At 62.4% G+C, this 18824-nt stretch carries 11 protein-coding genes and 2 pseudogenes; 7 read left to right on the forward strand and 6 right to left on the reverse strand.

Features of this window, described 5'->3' with window-relative positions; translation table 11 throughout:
- The first annotated feature begins 222 nt into the window (after positions 1–222).
- Positions 223–2711, forward strand: a pseudogene (locus E5E96_RS01490) (penicillin-binding protein 1A).
- Between the two features lie 75 nt (positions 2712–2786).
- On the opposite strand, the gene oxyR reads toward E5E96_RS01490, so the two are convergent.
- From oxyR to E5E96_RS01510, 4 genes are all read right to left on the reverse strand, one after another.
- Positions 2787–3689 (reverse strand): DNA-binding transcriptional regulator OxyR, encoded by a 903-nt coding sequence (gene oxyR, locus E5E96_RS01495; RefSeq protein ID WP_171281409.1) that lies wholly within the window; start codon positions 3687–3689, stop codon positions 2787–2789.
- 155 nt (positions 3690–3844) lie between these two features.
- Positions 3845–5485, reverse strand: a complete 1641-nt coding sequence (locus E5E96_RS01500; protein WP_011706973.1) for a methyl-accepting chemotaxis protein — start codon at positions 5483–5485, stop codon at positions 3845–3847.
- A 222-nt stretch (positions 5486–5707) separates the two neighbouring features.
- Positions 5708–6343 (reverse strand): DsbA family protein, encoded by a 636-nt coding sequence (locus tag E5E96_RS01505; protein ID WP_171281410.1) that lies wholly within the window; start codon positions 6341–6343, stop codon positions 5708–5710.
- An 80-nt stretch (positions 6344–6423) separates the two neighbouring features.
- Positions 6424–7284, reverse strand: coding sequence for a Vmh family MBL fold metallo-hydrolase (locus E5E96_RS01510; RefSeq protein ID WP_016351638.1), 861 nt, complete (start codon positions 7282–7284; stop codon positions 6424–6426).
- 126 nt (positions 7285–7410) lie between these two features.
- Here E5E96_RS01510 and E5E96_RS01515 point away from each other — a divergent pair, with 126 nt between their 5' ends.
- Positions 7411–8310 carry a LysR family transcriptional regulator gene (locus E5E96_RS01515; RefSeq protein WP_041218437.1) on the forward strand — a complete coding sequence of 300 codons (900 nt, stop codon included), beginning with the start codon at positions 7411–7413 and terminating at the stop codon, positions 8308–8310.
- Positions 8311–8392: 82 nt separating this feature from the next.
- On the opposite strand, the gene E5E96_RS01520 is transcribed toward E5E96_RS01515, so the two are convergent.
- A complete protein-coding gene (locus E5E96_RS01520) occupies positions 8393–9169 on the reverse strand; it encodes a BPSS1780 family membrane protein (protein WP_060389978.1) in 777 nt (258 codons plus the stop codon).
- A 176-nt stretch (positions 9170–9345) separates the two neighbouring features.
- Here E5E96_RS01520 and E5E96_RS01525 point away from each other — a divergent pair, with 176 nt between their 5' ends.
- Both E5E96_RS01525 and E5E96_RS01530 read left to right on the forward strand, forming a co-directional pair.
- Positions 9346–10200 carry a hypothetical protein gene (locus E5E96_RS01525; RefSeq protein WP_171281411.1) on the forward strand — a complete coding sequence of 285 codons (855 nt, stop codon included), beginning with the start codon at positions 9346–9348 and terminating at the stop codon, positions 10198–10200.
- Positions 10201–10243: 43 nt separating this feature from the next.
- Positions 10244–11068 (forward strand): peptidoglycan DD-metalloendopeptidase family protein, encoded by an 825-nt coding sequence (locus E5E96_RS01530; RefSeq protein WP_171281412.1) that lies wholly within the window; start codon positions 10244–10246, stop codon positions 11066–11068.
- 76 nt (positions 11069–11144) lie between these two features.
- On the opposite strand, the gene E5E96_RS01535 is transcribed toward E5E96_RS01530, so the two are convergent.
- Complete coding sequence (locus E5E96_RS01535; RefSeq protein ID WP_041213679.1) at positions 11145–12476, reverse strand: MATE family efflux transporter; 1332 nt, start codon at positions 12474–12476, stop codon at positions 11145–11147.
- A 155-nt stretch (positions 12477–12631) separates the two neighbouring features.
- Between E5E96_RS01535 and mscM the strand changes: the two are divergent.
- The 3 genes and pseudogenes from mscM to E5E96_RS01550 all read left to right on the forward strand — a co-directional run bounded on the left by mscM (position 12632) and on the right by E5E96_RS01550 (position 18654).
- Positions 12632–15909: pseudogene (gene mscM / locus E5E96_RS01540) on the forward strand (miniconductance mechanosensitive channel MscM).
- Positions 15910–15931: 22 nt separating this feature from the next.
- Positions 15932–16651 carry a glycerophosphodiester phosphodiesterase gene (locus tag E5E96_RS01545; RefSeq protein WP_171281413.1) on the forward strand — a complete coding sequence of 240 codons (720 nt, stop codon included), beginning with the start codon at positions 15932–15934 and terminating at the stop codon, positions 16649–16651.
- A 125-nt stretch (positions 16652–16776) separates the two neighbouring features.
- Positions 16777–18654: a methyl-accepting chemotaxis protein gene (locus tag E5E96_RS01550; RefSeq protein ID WP_045789212.1), complete on the forward strand. Its 1878-nt coding sequence runs from the start codon at positions 16777–16779 to the stop codon at positions 18652–18654.
- Positions 18655–18824: the final 170 nt, after the last annotated feature.

Consider the following 18824-nt stretch of genomic DNA (forward strand, 5'->3'; position numbering starts at 1 on the left):
TAAATGCTCTATCTATCAATGTCATAAAGTTTATGCCGAAAAGTGATACAACTCGCTTTCCGGCCGCCCCTCGCCTCCCCTTGGTTATTGAGCCACAGAATGCTAACCTCCCGCCTCTTCTCGAGGAGCCGGGCAGCCGTCAGGAAAACCTCGAATTTCCGGAGGCAAAAGGGCTATACTCTGCGCCCGTTGGCTAATTTTAAGACGATTGGTAGTTCTTCCATGCTGAAATGGCTCGTACGCCTGTTTATTGTCATGATGCTGGGTGCTGTGCTGGGTGTTGCCAGCCTCATCGGTATCTACTTCTACATCAAGCCCCAGTTGCCGGATGTGACCGCGCTGCGCGACGTCAAGCTGGCCACCCCGATGAAGGTGTACAGCCGGGATGGGGAATTGATCTCCCAATTTGGCGAAATTCGTCGCATCCCGCTGCATCTGGATGAAATTCCCCAGTCCATGATCGATGCAGTATTGGCGACCGAAGATGCCCGTTTCTATGAGCACCCGGGGATTGACCCCATCGGCATCATTCGTGCAGCCACCGTCTGGGCCGTCTCCGGTCAGGCCCGCCAGGGCGCCAGCACCATCACCCAGCAGGTCGCCCGCAACTTCTTCCTGAGCAATGAAAAGACGCTGGTGCGCAAGATAAAAGAGGTCTTCCTGGCCTGGCGCATCGAACAGAATCTCTCCAAGGACGAGATCCTGCAGCTCTATCTCAACAAGATCCCGCTCGGCTATCGGGCATTCGGGGTCGGTGCCGCCGCCCAGGTTTACTTTGGCAAGGAGGTCAAGGACCTGACGCTGGACGAGATCGCCATCATCGCCGGTCTGCCCAAGGCGCCGTCCATGCTGAACCCGATCCGCTCGCCGGAGCGTGCCTTTGCCCGTCGCAACGTGGTACTTGGCCGCATGCTGGAAACCGGCAAGATCACCCAGGCCCAATTCGACGAAGCGTCCAAGATGCCGGTCAAGGCCCGCTATCACGGTGCCGAGATCACCTTGAATGCCCCTTATCTGGGGGAGATGGTGCGCCAGAAGATGGTGGAGCAGTTTGGTGAAGATGCCTACACCATGGGTCTGCACGTCTACACCACAGTCACCGCCAAGCGCCAGCGCGCCGCCCGTCTGGCCTTGCTCGACGGCGTGTTCGACTATGACACTCGCCATGGCTACAAGGGCGTGACCGCCCAGCTGTGGAAAGCGGGCGAAGCCGATTGGGATTATGACAAGATCATGGCCCATCTGGCCAAGCAGCCCACCTATGAGCCGCTGATGGCCGCCGTCGTCACCAAGCTGGCTGACAAGAGTGCAACCATAGTGCTGAAGAACGGCAAGCAGGCTGAGCTTGGCTGGAACGGCATCAAGTGGGCGCGCGCCTTCATCACCGACGATCGTCAGGGCTTTGCTCCCCGCTCGGCCCGCGACATGCTGAAAGTGGGCGCCCAGATCTGGGTACGGGAAAAGGGTGAAGAGCTGCTGCTCTCCCAGATCCCCGAGGTCAACGCCGCTCTGGTGGCCATGAACCCGCAGGATGGTGCCATCGAGGCGCTGGTCGGCGGTTTCAGCTTCGAGCTCTCCAAGTTCAACCGGGTCGATCAGGCGCGCCGCCAGATAGGCTCCAACATCAAGCCCTTCCTCTACGCCACCGCGCTGGAACAGGGCTACACCCTGGCCTCCCTCATCAACGATGCGCCGATCAACCAGTGGGATCCCTCCAAGGGCCCCATGTGGCAGCCCAAAAACTCCCCGGCCATCTATGAAGGCCCCACTTCCCTGCGCCTCGGCCTCGCCAAGTCGAAGAACGTGATGTCGGTGCGCCTGATGCGCGCCATCGGGCTGGATACCTACATCGACGGCCTGACCCGCTTCGGCTTTGCTCGCGATACCATCTCGCCCAACGAGTCGCTGGCCCTGGGTGCTGCCGAGTTCACCCCCCTGGAAGTGGTGCGCGGCTACTCGGTCATGGCCAACGGCGGCTTCCAGGTCACCCCTTACTTTATCACCGAAGTAACCGACAGCTTCGGCGCGCCTCTCTATCAGGCCAACCCGGCAGCCGCCTGCCGTGATTGTGGCGTGCTGGCCGCTGCCGGCCTCGACAGTGCGGATGCCTATGCCAATACGGCGCCGGACTGGAAAGCCCAGTGCCCCATCGATCCGGTCGTTCCCGGCAACATGGCTCCACAGACCATCAGTGCCCAGAGCACCTTCCTGGTGACCGACACCCTGACCACCGCTATCTGGGGGGCAATGGCTGGCGCGGTACCGGTTGGCGGGCGGCGCGCGACCTCAAGCGCCACGATATCTCCGGCAAGACCGGGACCACCAACGAATCCCGTGATGCCTGGTTCTCCGGCTATACCCCGAATCTGGTCGCCACCTCTTGGATCGGTTTTGACAACCACCAGCGTGGTCTGGGCCGGGCCGAATTTGGCGGCGGTGCCGCACAGCCCATCTGGATCGACTTCATGAAGACGGCGCTCAAGCAGGTGCCTGAGCGCAAGATGCCGGTACCGGAAGGGATCATCACGGTGCGGATCGATCGTGAGACCGGCCTGCTGACCAATCGGACCGACAGCAGCAGCACGGAAGAGTTCTTCAAGGAAGGCACCGAGCCGACCCGCTACGCGACACAGAGCTCGGATGGCAATCAGGTGTACGGCGGTGAGGGCTCGCCCACCGATGGCCCCGTCTCTACCGACGATATCTTCTAAACCACCGCAGAAGATAAAAAAACCGGCGCAATGCGCCGGTTTTCTTTTTTGTGGCCTTGTAGTAGCGATGCGCAGTTAGCCGAGCAGGCTCTGCATCAAGCGCGAGATACGAGCGGCCAGCTCGTTGAAGCAGGGACGGCGCACCGAGTAGTGGCGATAGAGCAGCGCTATGGTGCGCCCAGGCACCGGGTCTATCACCGGTCGATAGCTGACGCCGCCCTCTTCGGCGTTGGCGGGCACGGCGAGCCTGGGTACCAGCGTCATGCCGCTGCCGGCAGCCACCATGTTGCGCAACGTCTCCAAACTGGTGCCCTTGAAGCGCTGATCCTCGCCGATACCGGCGGCGAAGCAGAATCCCATCGCCTGATCCCGCAGACAGTGACCATCGGCCAGCATCAGCAACTTCTTGCCCTTGAGATTGCTGAGCGGCACCGCCTTGGCCTTGGCCTTGGCCTCCGGGTGCTGCTGGGGCACCGCCAGCCACATGGGCTCCTGGTAGAGCGGGATCGAACCAAACCCGTCCATGCCCTCCAGCTCGGCCAGGATCAGGCAATCCAGCTCCCCCTCTTCCAGCCGCTTGAGCAACACCTGGGTCTGCTCTTCATAGAGGTAGAACTCCAGCTTGGGAAAGTGCTCGCGCAGATCCTGAATGATGTGAGGTAGCAGATAGGGGCCGACGGTAGGAATGAAGCCGATGTGGATTTCGCCAGACATGGGCTCGGCAAAGTGCTGGCCGATGCTCTTGAGCTCGCGCACCTCTTTGAGCACCTTGCGGGCCTGCTGGGCCATGGCATCGCCAGCCGGGGTAAACAGCACCTTGCGCGAGGTACGCTCGATCAGGATCACCCCGAGTTCATCCTCCAGCTTGCGCAGCTGGCCGCTCAGGGTCGGCTGACTGACGAAGCAGCGCTCCGCCGCCTTGCGAAAGTGCTTCTCCTCTTCTAGCGCCACCAAATACTCGAGATCGCGAAGGTTCATACATCCAGAATCCTGCCAACCAATGGGGCCATTAGCATGCCCAAGAACGGCGGAGCGAACAAGGGATGGTGCAAGAGGGAAAGTCGGCAGGCCGATAAAACAAGGCGGGCCCGGATCCAGGATCCGGGCCCGCAACAGCGAGCATCCAACCCGCCTTACACCCGGAAGCGGCGCACCATCTCCTGCAACTGGGTCGCCAGGTGATTGAGGTCGTTACAAGCCTGTGCCATCTGGGTTGCACCGGCGGCCACTTCCTCGGAGGCATGACTGATATTGACCACATTGCGGTTGAGCTCTTCACTCACCGCCCCCTGCTCTTCGGTGGCGGTCGCGATCTGGATATTCATGTGGGAGATGCTCTCCACCGAGCCGCTGATCTCGGAGATGGATGCCCCCGCCTCCCGCGCCGTGCTCACGGTGGAATTCATCATGTCCTGGCTTTGCTGCATGGTGGTGCCGGCCTGCTCGGCCCGCTGCTGCAGTTCAGCGATGATGGTGTTGATCTGGGAGGTGGAATCCTGAGTCCGCTTCGCCAGGGTACGCACCTCGTCGGCCACCACCGCAAAGCCGCGGCCCTGCTCGCCAGCCCGAGCCGCCTCAATAGCGGCGTTGAGCGCCAGCAGGTTGGTCTGCTCGGCGATCCCGCGGATCACCTCCAGCACCATGCCGATGTTGCGGCTGTCGTCGCCGAGCTGGCGGATCACCACGGCAGTGCTCTCGATGGCGCCGGCAACCTGTTCAATACGCTTGATGGAGTCGTTGACGGTGCGGGCCCCCAGTTCGGCGGTGCTGCTGGCGGCGCTGGCGGCGCTGGCGGCGTCGCTGGTGTTGCGGGACACCTCCTGCACCGTCGCCTGCATCTCGTTCATGGCGGTGGCCAGCTGATTCAGCTCGTGCTGCTGGCTGTTCATGTTGTTGGCGGACTGGCGCGCCACCGCACTGATCTCTTCGGCTGCCGAGCTCAGTTGCACTACGGAGCCGGAGACTTCACTGACCAGGGTACGCAGGTTCTTCTGCATCTCGCCAAAGCCCTTGGCCAGTTGCCCAAGCTCGTCGTTGTTGAACTGGCTGGCGTCAAGATGAGCCGCCAGATCGCCGGCTGCTACCTTGCGGGTCTGTTCCAGCATCGCCATCACCGGATTGCGGATCTGACCGGTCAGCAGCCAGGCCACCACCACCACGAACAAGACGGTGATGAGGCTGACGATGATGCTCATGGTACGCGAGCTGCTGTAGAGGTCGGCCACCGACTTCACCATGCTGTCAGCCAGCTCGTTGTTGATCTCGCGTAGACGGTAGGATTTGGCCCCCGCCTCTTCCAGTGCGGCGCGAGTCTCGTTCTTGCGCAGGCTCTTCACTTTTTCCAGATCGCCGCTGGCAAAAGCCGCAATCAGCTGCTCGTGTACCGAGAAGTACTTGGCACCAGCGGCCAACAACGCCTCGTAAGTCTGCTTCTCCTCATCGGTGCTGAAGGGCAAGGAGCCATACTTCTGCGCCGCCGCGTCAAACTCCTGCTTGGCCTTGTTGAAGGTGACGGTACGTTCGCTCACCTCCTGGGCATCCTTGTTGAGGCCGCCAATCACCTGCGCCAGTTCGGAGCGACGGGCATCGAGAATGGCCACGTGCATCTGGCTGGCATAACGGGTCGATGGCAACAGGTTGCCCGAGATGGTGGCGGTATCGGCATAAAGATGGGACAGCTGAGTGATGGAGAACCACGCCAGCCCCACCACTAGCAGGGCCAATACGGCAAAACCGGCGCTCAACTTCTGACCTATAGACATATTTTTGAACATGATTGGTATCCTTGGCGGCTAGACGCAAGCCCGTGGCCTCAAACGCCCGGGCTATCCCCATAGAGCATAGCGCGATGATCGCAAGCGGATGATTTTCAAACTGTCCGCTACTGAATATATCGTCTCGCCTAGGGATAGCATGAGTGCCGGACAGGTAGGAAAAATCTGCAACGAGCACCTCGGGCGCTGCACATCCGCCACCGGATACTGCCTGCTGTTCGCTCAACGACTCATCATGAGCTGGATCTGGCGAGCAAACGCCTCTGGCTCACCCAGGAAGGAGGAGGCGGACAAGGGGGTGACATTGTCGCCCTGCACCAGCCCCAGGGTCGGATAGCCCTGTCCGCCGAGACGGCGCATCCAGCGCTGGCTGTCGGCCAGATGATTCGCCAGGTCGGCCTGCTGATAGGCCTTCACAAAATCATCCCCGCCAATGTTCTGCTCCGCCGCCAGGCTGGTCAGATGCTCGAGCGAACCAGTCCAGATGCCATCGCGATAGTGGGATTGCTGGATGCGGTGCAGCAGGCTCAGACCGTTGCCACCCAGGGCCGTCACCGCCAGGATGGCGCGGATGGGCTGCTCCGAATCGAGCAGCAGACCATCGCGCAGCAGCAGCTCGTTGAAATAGCGCTCGCCGAAAGGCTGGCCGGTCAGCGCCTGGATCCGCTCATCATGGGGACGGACGTAATCGCGCAGGGCCTGGCCCATCGCCTGCCTGCGCCCGCCAAGCCAGAGACCACCGGCGTGCAGCTCGATGCGCAGTTCCGGGATGGCAGCCGCAGCCTTCAACAGCGGGGCAGCGCCGTAGCACCAGCCGCAGAGGGGGTCGTATACATAATGCAGAGTCGTTTCGTTCATGTGATTCACTCGTTCATTCGGCTAAAAAAACCGGGCCCTCGGGCCCGGTACAAAAACACAGGGAAGTAGGCGTCAGGGGTTTACCACTTCATCTCGCCGGTGTTGACCTTGGCACCGATGGCCAGACCGTCGTCGACCGGCAGGGACGGGTAAGCCTTCTTCAGTGCTTCAATCAGCTGGCCGGAGTTCTTGGCTTTGGCCAGCTCCTGCTCAAAGCGCTCTACGTAGTCACGGGTGAAGGTCACAGCAGCGCTGCCTTTGGGAGCAGTCCCCAGGAAGTGACCCGGCACCACGCGCTCGGGCTTCAGCGCCAGCAGATTGTTCAGTGCCTTGACCCAGTTGCTGCGAGCAGCCTTGGTCTGGCTGTCAGCCATCCACACGTGCACGCCGCTGTAGACCGGTACGCCACCAAACGCCGTCTTGATGGACGGTGCCCACAGGTAGGCATTCGGGGTGTTCATCTCTTTGATCTCGATCTTCTCACCATCCAGTGTCAGATGGCTGGCCGTCATCACTTGCGGCACGGTCAGGCTCTTCGGTGCACCCTTGCCGAGGATGGGGCTCCAGTAGCTCAGCTTGGCGTCCTTGGTCTGGTTGATATGGTCGACCACATGCTGGTCCGCCAGTACCTTGACATCCGGGAAGGCTGCCTTGATGGGCTCCAGACCGAAGTAGAAGTCGGGGTCACCGGCACTGATATAGACGGTGGTCAGCTTCTTGCCGCTCTTCTTGATCATGTCCACCAACGCCTGGCCGTTTTGTACGTCGAACTGGGCATCGATCAGGATCGCTTCTTTGTCGCCGGTCACCAGGGAGGAGGAGACCGGGAAGATAGCCTTCTCGCCCGGGTTGTAGACGGTCACGGTGAGCGGGGCGGCCATGGCGGCACCGCTCAGCAGGGTGGTGGCCAGGGTCAGGTTGCGGATCAGGGTGTTGTTCATCGGGTATTCCTCATCAAGTCATCAGGGGTTCATCAGATGGACACAGTTTATTGGATCGATTCCGGTACAAATACAGCATAATAAGCGCATCACTGTTGCATTAATCGAGCATATAGAGAGCCTAAGATGGATCGACTGACCGCATTGCGGGTCTTTGTCAGCGTAGTCGAACAGGGCAGCCTAAGCGGCGCCGGGGAGAAACTGGAGATGTCGCGCGCCATGGTGACGCGCTACCTGGCGGAGCTGGAGCAGTGGATGGGGGCACGGCTGCTGCACCGCACCACCCGCCGGCTCAGTCTGACCGGCCCTGGGGAAGAGGCGCTGAACCGGGCCCGCGCCATGCTGGCACTGGGGGAAGAGATGGAGCAGATCGCCGTGCGCGGCGACGAGGCCCCCAAGGGGCAACTGCGCATCACCAGCAGCTATTCACTCTCGGAAGCCCTGCTGGTGGGCGCCGCCAACGACTACCTGGCGCGCTATGCGGGCACCGCCATCGACATCCTGCTGCTGGACCGCACCGTCAATCTGGTGGAGGAGCGGATCGATCTCGCCGTGCGCATCACCAATGACCTCGACCCCAACCTGGTAGCCCGCCGGCTCGGCACCTGTCACTCCGTGGTCTGCGCCAGCCCGGCCTATCTAGCCAGACACCCGACCCCGCACAAGGTGCAGGATCTCGCCCTGCACAACTGCCTCACCTACACCTATTTCGGCAAGAGCCTGTGGGAATTCCAGGGACCGGACGGACCCGAATCGGTGCCGGTGAGCGGCAACCTCAGCGCCAACATCTCCAACCTGCTGCTGGAGGCGACGCTGGAGGGCGCCGGCATCAGCCTGCAGCCCCGCTACTCGGTCCAGCCCCACCTCGACACCGGCACCCTGGTGCCTCTGCTGGCGCAGTGGCAACCCAAGCGACTCGGCGTCTACGCCGTCTACGGCACCCGCAAGCAGATGTCACCGCTGCTGCGCAGCTTCCTCGACTTTCTGGTGGAACGCATGGCCATCGACCCCATGTGGCGAGAGTAGTGGCGGGAACAAGAGACAACGCAAACATGCGAAAGGGGCCAGCAGACCCCTTTCGCGCATATGTCACACCAGTCTGCTGGCGTCAGGCTTCGAAGCCGGTCAGCGGAGCTTCGGCAGGCGTCTCCTGCGTCACGTCCAGATAGATATCCCGGTAGGCCACATAGATGGAGTAGTTGAGCGCCGGGATCACCACCAGCAGACCCACCAGCATCAGCGCCGCGCCGAACAGCATCAGGATGGCGGCGATCACCCCCCACCAGAGGAAGGGCCACATGTTGGTCAGGCAGCCTTTGAAACTCAGTTTGGCGGCCTGCAGGATCCCCACATCGTGGAAAAAGATGAGGGCGGGGGCGAAGGTGATGGCCATCAGCACCGGGATCAGCAGTGCCAGCCCCAGCAGCAGACAGAGCAGCAGCCCCTGGGCCTGGGCGGCAGTGACCACCAGGGATTCCGGGTCCTGGGTCAGCAGGGAGGTGAGCCCCCACATGGAGAGCAGCCCCAGGCAGATGAGACCGATCAGGCTGAACAGGGCCAGCACCAGCAGTCCCCCCAGCATCAGCGGAGTCAGCTTGTGGCGAAAACCGGAGAAGAAATCGGCGAAGCGCAGCGGATTGCCTTCATAACCGTGACGGGCCACCGCCACCCAGCCGGCACCCCAGACCATGTAGAGCAGCTGGGAGATGAGGCTGCCCGCTGGCAGACGCTCCAGCAGCAGGCCGACCGCAAACCAGATGAGGACCATGGCGACACTGACCCCCATTCCCTTGTTGAAGACATCGAAACCGGATCGCACCCAGACCCAGCCACGCCCGATGGGGTGACGAGCAGGTTCTGCGCGCAGGGGGGACAATCCATTCATAACATTTCCTCGGTTCAAAACGGCTGGTTGCCGATTCTAGAGCCATGGGCCGACCGACTCAATGGCGGGTCACCGCCGAGGCCGGTTTTGCACGTCATGGCTGCTTGTATCAGACGTTACGGTTATCATAAGAGACCCCTTTGCAAGGGGCATTCACTTATTCAAGAGAATCCAAGATGCGTACATCTCACCTGGCGCCAATTCTGCTGGCCTCCCTGTTGCTCAACCTCTGGCAGTGGCAGGCCGACCCTGTCGAACCTCAGCCGGGAACCAACACCGCCAGCCCCACCAACAGCCCGTCGCAATGCGATTCATCCACCAGTCAGAGCAGCGGCCAGAGTACCGGGCAGAGCCTGCTGGCCAAGCTGCCCGGCAAGGGCAGCCAGAGCGAGCCCGCCCCCACCCAGGAGGTGCTGCCTCCCAACCCCGAGCTGGAGGCCGCCATCAGTCAGTGGAGCCAGTCGAGCGAAGGCTCCGTGCTGATCGAGCGGCTCTATGACGCCGAACAGGGCAGCCAGCTCACCACCGTCTTCGACCGGCTCGACATAGTGGAAGACGTGCGCGGCCAGGTCCAGGAGCAACTGCGCGAGCTCTATCGCCTCGGTTTCGACCATCCCGATGCCTATGAGCAGGAGAGCCAGCGCATCTGGGGCAACCTCAGCAACCTGCTGGGGGAGGATACCCGCACCCGGCTCGAACAGGAGATCTACTCGGGCGATACCAACCGCCTGCTGGAGATCCAGGGTCGCCTGGCGGAGCACGGCGAGCTGCTGGCACCGGCCCAGCGCCAATCCCTGACGCGTCTGCTGAGCGAGGCGAACCAGCAGCTGGCCCAGCAGGAGAGCGGCGATGCCGGCACCTATCTGGAGAACCAGCGCGCCTATACCCAGCGGGTACTGGAGAGCAGTCGCAGCTTCCTCAATCCGGATCAGCTCAAGGTGGTACAAGACATGCTGGAGCTGGACCTGGTGCGCCAGGAGGTGTCGGTCCAGATGGAGGCCATCTACCAGCGCTTCCAGCCAGCATCCTGATTTCGTTACCGTTTCGTTTTAGTCAACCCAGCCTGGAATCATCATGAGAGTCGTTTGTTGTCTATTGTTGCTGCTGGCCAGCCAGTCCGCCCTCGCCGAGGGCTTCATCAGTCGCCTGCTCAGCCACCCGGTGCCGGGGGGCGTCGCCGTGGTGGCGCTCGGCAGCGAGGCGCAGGCCCCGACCGCCCGCTATCAGGGCAAGCCGGTGCTGGTGGTGCGTGAAGAGGGCAAGCACTGGATTGCCATCGTCGGCATCCCCCTCAAGAGCCAGCCCGGCCCCCACCAGCTGCAGGTGAGCGATGGCCGCACCCTCGGCTTCACGGTCGGCACCAAGCACTACCGGGAGCAGCACATCAAGCTCAAGAACAGCCGTCAGGTCAACCCGCTGGCCGAAGACATGACCCGCATCAACCGCGAACTGGCGGAGCAGACCCGCGCCTACCAGACCTTCAGCCCGGCTCAACCGAGCAACCTGCTGTTCGACAAGCCGGTAGAGGGCCCGCTCTCCAGCCCGTTCGGACTGCGCCGCTTCTTCAACGGCGAGGAGCGCAACCCCCACTCCGGCCTCGACTTCGCGGTCGGTGCCGGCACCCCCATCAAGTCGCCGGCGGCGGGCAAGGTGATCCTGATCGGCAACTACTTCTTCAACGGCAATACGGTGTTCGTCGATCACGGTCAGGGCCTCATCAGCATGTTCTGCCACATGTCGAAGGTCGACGTGAAGCTGGGCCAGAGCCTGCCCCGCGGCGGCATCGTCGGCCGGGTCGGCGCCACCGGCCGCGCCACCGGTCCCCACATGCACTGGAATGTCAGCCTCAACGACGCCCGGGTCGACCCCGCCATCTTCATCGGCGCCTTCAAGCCCTGAGCGGGTGACCTGTCAGGGGCGCTCAAAACGAAAAAGGCAGCCTGGGCTGCCTTTTTCATGGCCGAATGACGACATGTCAGGCGGCGTGCTGACGCGCCTCCTTGCCCATGGCTCGCCACATCACCAGCACCAGCAGGGTGCTGCAGGTGGGCAGCGCCAGCCAGACGCCGGATACCCCCCACAGGGAGGAGAAGCCCCACAGGAAGCCGCCGATCAGCACCAGCTTGCCGCCGGTGAGCAGGGAGGCGATACGGGCCCGGTTGATCGCCTGGAAGTAGGTGGCCCCCACCAGCAGCAGCCCTTCCATCGGCAAGCCCCAGAAGTAGAGCCAGATGCCGAGGCTGGCCACCGGCAAGAGGGCCGCGTTGTCCCCGGCAAACAGGTAAACCACCCCCTCCGGCCACAGATAGAGCGGCAACATGCCGCACAGGGCCACCAACAGGGTCACCCCGAGCGCCAGGTTGCGCACCCGCAGCACCCGCGCCCAGTTGCCCGCCCCGGCGTTGAAGCTGGCGATGGGCTGGATGCCCATGGCGATCCCCTCGAAGATGAGATAGAAGAAGGCCTCGCTGTAGCTGATGACGCCGTAGGCCGCCACGTGCAGCGAGGTGCCCACCGCCAGCAGCGCCTTGTTGTGCAGCGCCAGCACCACCGACAGGTAGAGGTACATCAGAAAACTCGACACCCCGAGTCGCAGCGTCTCCCCCATCAACCGCCAGTCGGGTCGCAGGGTGTCCCAGCCAATGCGCAGCTGGCTGCGCGGGGTGAAGAAGTGCCACAGGCAGAGGCCGCCGGTCACCGCCTGGGAGAGCATGGTCGCAATGGCGGCACCCGCCAGCCCCCAGGGGATCACCGCCATCAGCAGGTAATCGAGCAGCACGTTGAGCACGCCACCCCCCACCAGGATCCAGGTGGTGAGGCCGGGTCGCCCGTCGTTACGCAGCAGGGCAGTAAACGCCATGGAGAGCACCGCAAAGACCCCGAGCCAGGCATACCACTGCAAATAGGCGAAACCTGCGTCAAAGATGACCCCCTCCGCCCCCATCCAGATCAGCATGGCCTCGCCGTAACGGATGCCGATGAAGGCGAGCAGCCCAGAGGCGATGAGCACCATCACCAGCGCATTGCCGACGATGTGGCGTGCCCTCGCCTGCTCCCCCTTGCCCAGATAAAACGAGGCGAGCGCCGAGGAGCCCATGCCGATCAGCGCCCCCACCGCATAGAGCACGGCGCAGATGGGGTACGCCAGCATCATGCCGGCCAGCCCGTCCTGACCCAGAATATGGCCGACGAAGATGCCGTCTATGGTGACATAGATGCCGGTGACCAGCATGGCGGCCACGGTCGGGGTGACGTAACGCCAGAACAGGCGGGAAAGAGGGGCCGTGCCCAGATCGACTGCGGACATAAAACGCTCAACGGAGGGAAAAACGGCCAGAATAATAGCCAAAGCGGGCCGGGAACGCCCGTTATTTATGTTACAAATCATTAATATGGAAAACTTTACCCGCCCCGGCCCCTGCTTTAGGCTAGGGCGACCTCACCTGAACGGAAACGTGCGCCATGTTGCAACGCCTGCTCTGCCTGCTGCTCTCTCTCACTCTTCTTGCTCCCCTTGCCCATGCCGATGACGCCATCACCCAGGTGGAAGAGCTGCTGCAGAGCGTGCCCAAGACCGACACCCCGGAAAACCAGAAGTTGCGGGAAAGTTACCAGCAGGCGCTGCAGTTTGCCCGGGAGGCCCAGCGTTATCGCGAGCAGGGCAAGGCCTATCAGCAGATCCTCATCGACTATCCCAAGGAGTCGGCCCGCCTCAAGGAGAGCCTGCACAACTACCAGCCCCAGCCTCGCCCGGCCCTCTCCTCCCTGAAGGAGGAGGCCCTGCGCCAGGCCATCGGCCTGAGCAGCAACCGCCAGCTCAACCTGCGCAAGGAGCGCCAGGGGGTGATGGACAGCCTCAACCAGCTGGAGAGCACCGGCCAGGAGTATCACATGCGGGTCGACGAGCTGCGCAAACAGTTGCAGCAGACCCGCGCCCTGCTCGACCGGCTCAGCTTCAGCAGCGAATCGGATCGCCTGCAGGATGCCCAGCAGCTGGTCACCCGCCTCAAGGAGCAGAGCCTGTCGGACCGGATCCAGATGCTGGAGCTGGAGCAGCTCTCCGCCCAGCAGCGCAACGATCTCGGCAAGCTCAGGCTGCAGGAGCTCAACCTCGCCATCACCGATGAGGATGAGTGGCAAACCAGCCTGCTCAACCAGCAGAACCAGCTGCGCCGCGACAAGACCGAACAGGCGCTGGCGGAGAGCGAGCGGCTGCGCAAGCAGCTCACCTCCGACATGCCGCTGCTGCTGGAGCAGCAACAGCAGAACCAGGCGCTCTCCATCCAGCTCGGCGCGCTGGAGGATCAGATAGAGCGGGTGCAGGATGAGCAGCGGGTGATCGACAAGAACCTGTCGAGCCTGAACGACCTGGTCAACTCGGTGCGCGAGCAACTGGAGTGGCTGCAGATCAGCAACGCCTACGGCGAGAACCTGCGCAGCAAGCTCTCGGATCTGCCCGCCTACTTCCCCCTCGACAAGCTGGAGTCGGCCATCGTCAACGCCCGCATGGCCAAGTACCAGTACGAGACCGAGCAGGACGCGCTCAAGGATCCGCGCCAGATGCGCGATCAGTTGCTGGCCACCGACGAAGTGGCCCTCGATCGCGCCCAGCAGGCGGTGCTCGACAACCTGCTCAAGGCCCGTCGCCAGCTGCTGACCCGGCTCAACGACGCCTCCGACAGCCTCATTCAGGAGCAAACCCGGCTCAAGCTGCTCTACAGCCGCCAGAACAGCAAGATCGACGAGATCCGCGAGCTCAGCGCCAGCCACCTGTTCTGGATGCCGGACGTGCGCCCGCTCACCCCGGCCGTGCTGCTCGGGGTGCCGGCAGCCCTCGGCCTCGCCCTCAACCCGGTCAACTGGCTGCAACTGCCCCAGGCCATCGCCGAGAACAACCCCATCACCCTCACCTTCGCCGGCATCGGCATCCTGGTGCTGGCCTGGTGCTGGTTCAAACTGGCTCGCCACCTGACCCACTACAGCCAGCACATAGCGCCCCGCATCGGCAAGGTGACCCAGGACAAGTTCAGCCTCACCAGCCGGCTGCTGATGCGCTCCCTGCTCGCCTCCCTGCCGCTGCCCGCCATGGTGCTGATGGTGCGCGGCCTGCTCGACGGCGCCTGGCAATATCCGTTCGCGGTGGCGGTGGCCCGTGGCCTCGGCGAGATCTGGTTCCTGCTGCTGGCACTCTTGATGGCCCGTCACCTGACGCTGGAGAAGGGGATCCTGATCCTCCATTTCCGCTGGCAGAAGGAGCGGGTGCAGAAGGTGTGGAGCCAGTTTCGCACCCTCTTGCTGGTGATCATCCCGAGCTTCTTCGTGCAGGGCATGGCCAACAGCTATCAGGAGCACGCCTTCTACGACTCCCTCGGCCGGCTGGCCTTCATCGTCGGCGCCCTCTGGCTGCTGCTGTTCTTCGCCCGCCTCAACCGGGAGCGGCTGCCGCTCACCTGGGGCCAGGCCGACATGACCAAGCCGCACCTGCTGCACCACTTCATCTGGAACAGCCTGATGCTGGCCCCCTTGCTGGCGGTGATCGGCTCATTGCTCGGCTACTTCTACACCTCCCGCATCCTGCTGCGCCAGCTGGAGCTGAGCCTGCTGATGGGGCTGGGCTGCCTGCTCGTCTACTATCTGGCGCACCGCTGGATGCTGATCCAGCGCCGTCGCCTCGCCTTCGAGCGGGCCAAGAGCAAACGGGCCGAGATCCTGGCCCAGCGCGGCCGGGAAGAGGGGCATGACGAGCTCAGCTCCGAGATCCCGGACGTGGTGGAAGACACCGAGCTGGATCTGGATACCATCAGCGCCCAGTCGCTCGGACTGGTGCGCACCCTGCTGATGCTGGGCTTCACCATGCTGGTGGTGGTGCAGTGGTCCGAACTCAACTCGGCGTTCAGCTTCCTGCGCAGCATCGAGGTGTGGCAGGTGAGCAGCAAGATTGGCGGCATCGAACAGCTCTCCGCCATCACCTTGCAGGATCTGATGCTGACGGTGTTCACCTTCATCCTGACCGTGGTCACCGCCCGCAACCTGCCTGGCCTGATGGAGCTGACCCTGCTCCAGCACCTGAGCCTCTCCCCCGGCACCGGCTTTGCCATCACCACGGTGACCAAGTACATAGTGCTGGTGGTGGGGGCCCTGACCGGCTTCTCCATCCTCGGCATCGACTGGTCCAAGGCGCAGTGGATGGTGGCGGCCCTCTCCCTGGGTCTGGGTTTCGGGCTGCAGGAGATCTTCGCCAACTTCGTGTCGGGCCTCATCATCCTGTTCGAAAAACCGATCCGGCTCGGCGACACCGTCACCATTCGCGAGCTGACCGGCACCGTCACCAAGATCAAGACCCGCGCCACCACCATAGTGGACTGGGACAGGAAGGAGATCATCGTCCCCAACAAGGCCTTCATCACCGAACAGTTCATCAACTGGTCGCTGTCAGACGCCATCACCCGGGTACGGCTGCGCATCCGCATCGGCCTGACCCAGGAGCCCAGAAAGATACAGACCATTCTGGAAGAGTCGATCCGGGCCTCCACCCTGGTGCTGGAGACCCCCTCCCCGAGGTGTTCCTGATCGAATTCACCGACTCGGCACTGATCTACGAGATCCGGCTCTATGTGAACAGCATGGATCACCGCATGCCCATCACCCACGAGGTTCACTCGCTGGTGCTGGAGAAATTGCAGCAACAGGGGCTGGGGCTGCCGCACCAGCAGATCGACATTCGTCTGAGCCGGGCCTGAGCAGGCACCACAGGAGTACATCATGCAGATCATTGCCCATCGCGGTGCCAGCGGACTGGCGCCGGAAAACACCCTCAAGGCCATCCGGCTGGCACTGGCGCTGGGCGCAGGGGCCATCGAGATCGACGTGCAGCTGGCCGACGGCGAGCTGTGGGTGTTCCATGACCGGCGGCTGGAGCGCTGCACCGACGGCGACGGCGTGCTGACGGCCCAGTCGCGCACCTATCTGGCGAGCCTGAATGCCGGTGAGGGAGAAGGGATCCCGACCCTGTGGCAGGTGATGGAGGCGATTGCCGGCCAGGCCGAGCTGCATATCGAGCTGAAAGGAGCACAAACAGCCGACGAGGTGGCCCGACTGACCCGACGTGCCGAGGCAGAGCTTGGCTTTGCACCCACGCAGTGGGTCGTCTCCTCCTTCCACCACCCGGAGCTCGCCCGCTTTGCCGCCCTGCGCCCCGACATCCGGTTGGGGGCACTGACTTCCACCATTCCCCTCACCCTCGCCAAGTTTGCAGCCGAGCTGGGGGCCTGGTCGCTCAACTGCGACGTGGATTTTGTCGATCAGTCGCTGGTGCAGGATGCCCACGACCGCGGGCTCAAGGTGCTGGTCTATACGGTCGATGAACCCGCCGATCAGGCGATGCTGGCCGCCATCGGCGTCGATGGCATCTTTACCAACCGGCCGGACCGCTTCCTGCCGCCGGCCAAAAACGGACTCATTGTGCCAGGGGGAGTTCGATAACCGCTGATTTAAGCTATAAATTTAAAGGCGCACCGGGATACAAAAAGTTCTACTTTGGCCGATACAGTGTTGGCCCATAACAATAAAACCACACATCGCAGACTGACGCTCACAAGGATGTAAACATGAACTTATCCATCAAGAACAAACTTGTCCTCGCCATCGGGGTCATTATCCTGGTCATCACCGGCCTGCAGGTCTGGTACAACACCACCCAGCTGAGAAGCGAAACCCAGCGCCTGATCTGGAGCTTCATCGACGACAGCTCGGCATCCAATGTGAAAGGCATCTCCCGCTGGCTGGACGCCCGCATCAGCATGGTCACCTCCACCAAGGAGGCCTTCGCCAAGGAGGACGAACCCATCAGCCATCTGGCCCAATCCATGAATGCCGGCAACTTTGACCTGGTCTACGTGGGCACCAAGGATGGCAAGATGATCCAGAGCAAGCCGACCGATCTGCCGGCCGGCTATGACCCTCGTCAGCGCCCCTGGTACAAGGACGCCATGGCCGCCGGCAAGCTGGCCATCACGGCCCCCTATGCCGACATCACCACCGGCCAGCTGATCATCACCATCGCCGAGCCCTTCACCCGGGGCAATACCCAGGGGGTCATCGCCGGTGACGTCTCCATCGATGCCCTGGTACGCGACGTACTGGCCATCAACTCGGAAGGGACCTACGCCATCCTGGTGGACAGCAATGGCACCATCATTGCCCACCCGGACAAGGATCTGACCCTCAAACAGGCGACCGCCATCTCCCCCGAGCTGACTGCCGCCAAGGTCAACGAGCTGGCCCATGACAACACCATCTCCGAGATGGATATCAGCGGCAAACCCAGCGTGTTCGACCTGACCGAGATCCCCAACACCAACTGGTATTTCGGCATAGTGGTGGATGAAGCAGTCGCCTATCAGTCCGTCTCCCGCATGGTGACCTCCGCCCTGCTGCAAGGTCTGCTCACCATCCTCATCGTCGCCGGCTTCTCCTATGTCGCCATCAACGGCTCGCTGGCCCCGCTGAAAACCCTGGGCGAAGCGATTGCCGATCTCTCCCGTGGCAACGGCGACCTGACCCGCCGCGTCAAGATCGAGCGTGAAGACGAAGTGGGTATCGTCGCCAAGCACGTGAACACCTTCATCGACCGGATCCACGTGATGGTGCAGGACATCTCCAACTCCTCAGGGCAACTGAACCAGCAAGCCAAGTCGTCCCACAACATGGCGGAAAAATCGAGCCAGGGTCTGGCTCGCCAGCAAAACGAGATCTCCCAGATCGCCACCGCAGTACACGAGATGTCCGCCACCGCGGTGGAAGTGGCCAGCAACGCCGAGCAGACCGCCGATGCGGCCCGCAGCTCTTCCAGCAGCTGCGAGCACGGCAAGCAGGTGATCGCCCGCAACCAGCGCTCCATCACGGATCTGGCCACCCAGGTCAAGCAGGCTTCCGGCATCATTCAGGAACTGGAAAAGAACGCCCAGGAGATCAACACCATCCTCTCCACCATTCAGGGCATCGCCGAGCAGACCAACCTGCTGGCGCTGAACGCCGCCATCGAAGCGGCCCGGGCTGGTGAACAGGGCCGCGGCTTTGCGGTGGTGGCCGACGAGGTGCGGGTACTGTCCCAGCGTACCCACAGCTCCACCGTCGAGATCCGTAGCATGATCGAAACCCTGCAGCGCAACACCCAGGGCGCCGTCAGCACCATGCACGAGGGTCAGTTGCTGGCCCAGAACAGCGTGGAAGATGCCAACGATGCCACCCAGGCACTGGAGCAGATCACCGCCTCCATCAACCAGATCTCCGACATGGCCACCCAGATCTCCAGCGCCGCCGAGGAGCAGCGGGCGGTGACCGACGAGGTCAGCCGCAACATCCAGGCGGTCAAGGATGTCTCGGACGAGCTGGCGGTCGATGCCGACAGTTCGCGCCATCTGTCTGAACAACTTAAAAATATTTCAGGTGAACTGAGCAATCAGGTCGGCATGTTCCGGATCTGATCAACCGAAATCAAAGGGGCCACTCAGGCCCCTTTTTTTATGAAAAAATGCTTTTGTTTCAATAGTTATTACCACATCAACCATCAGGACTATGGGGATGGAAATCCCCATACGAAACGGTATCTCGTCATAAATCAACGCATCAAGGCCGACATTCGGATTAGTTTTTT

Source organism: Aeromonas sp. 1805 (assembly GCF_013085525.1).
In the GTDB taxonomy this organism is placed as follows: domain Bacteria; phylum Pseudomonadota; class Gammaproteobacteria; order Enterobacterales; family Aeromonadaceae; genus Aeromonas; species Aeromonas hydrophila.

Coding starts and splice junctions, on each gene's coding strand:
- oxyR (WP_171281409.1), bottom strand. CDS start 3,689: ATGAACCTTCGCGATCTCGAGTATTTGGTGGCGCTAGAAGAGGAGAAG.
- E5E96_RS01500 (WP_011706973.1), bottom strand. CDS start 5,485: ATGTTCAAAAATATGTCTATAGGTCAGAAGTTGAGCGCCGGTTTTGCC.
- E5E96_RS01505 (WP_171281410.1), bottom strand. CDS start 6,343: ATGAACGAAACGACTCTGCATTATGTATACGACCCCCTCTGCGGCTGG.
- E5E96_RS01510 (WP_016351638.1), bottom strand. CDS start 7,284: ATGAACAACACCCTGATCCGCAACCTGACCCTGGCCACCACCCTGCTG.
- E5E96_RS01515 (WP_041218437.1), top strand. CDS start 7,411: ATGGATCGACTGACCGCATTGCGGGTCTTTGTCAGCGTAGTCGAACAG.
- E5E96_RS01520 (WP_060389978.1), bottom strand. CDS start 9,169: ATGAATGGATTGTCCCCCCTGCGCGCAGAACCTGCTCGTCACCCCATC.
- E5E96_RS01525 (WP_171281411.1), top strand. CDS start 9,346: ATGCGTACATCTCACCTGGCGCCAATTCTGCTGGCCTCCCTGTTGCTC.
- E5E96_RS01530 (WP_171281412.1), top strand. CDS start 10,244: ATGAGAGTCGTTTGTTGTCTATTGTTGCTGCTGGCCAGCCAGTCCGCC.
- E5E96_RS01535 (WP_041213679.1), bottom strand. CDS start 12,476: ATGTCCGCAGTCGATCTGGGCACGGCCCCTCTTTCCCGCCTGTTCTGG.
- E5E96_RS01545 (WP_171281413.1), top strand. CDS start 15,932: ATGCAGATCATTGCCCATCGCGGTGCCAGCGGACTGGCGCCGGAAAAC.
- E5E96_RS01550 (WP_045789212.1), top strand. CDS start 16,777: ATGAACTTATCCATCAAGAACAAACTTGTCCTCGCCATCGGGGTCATT.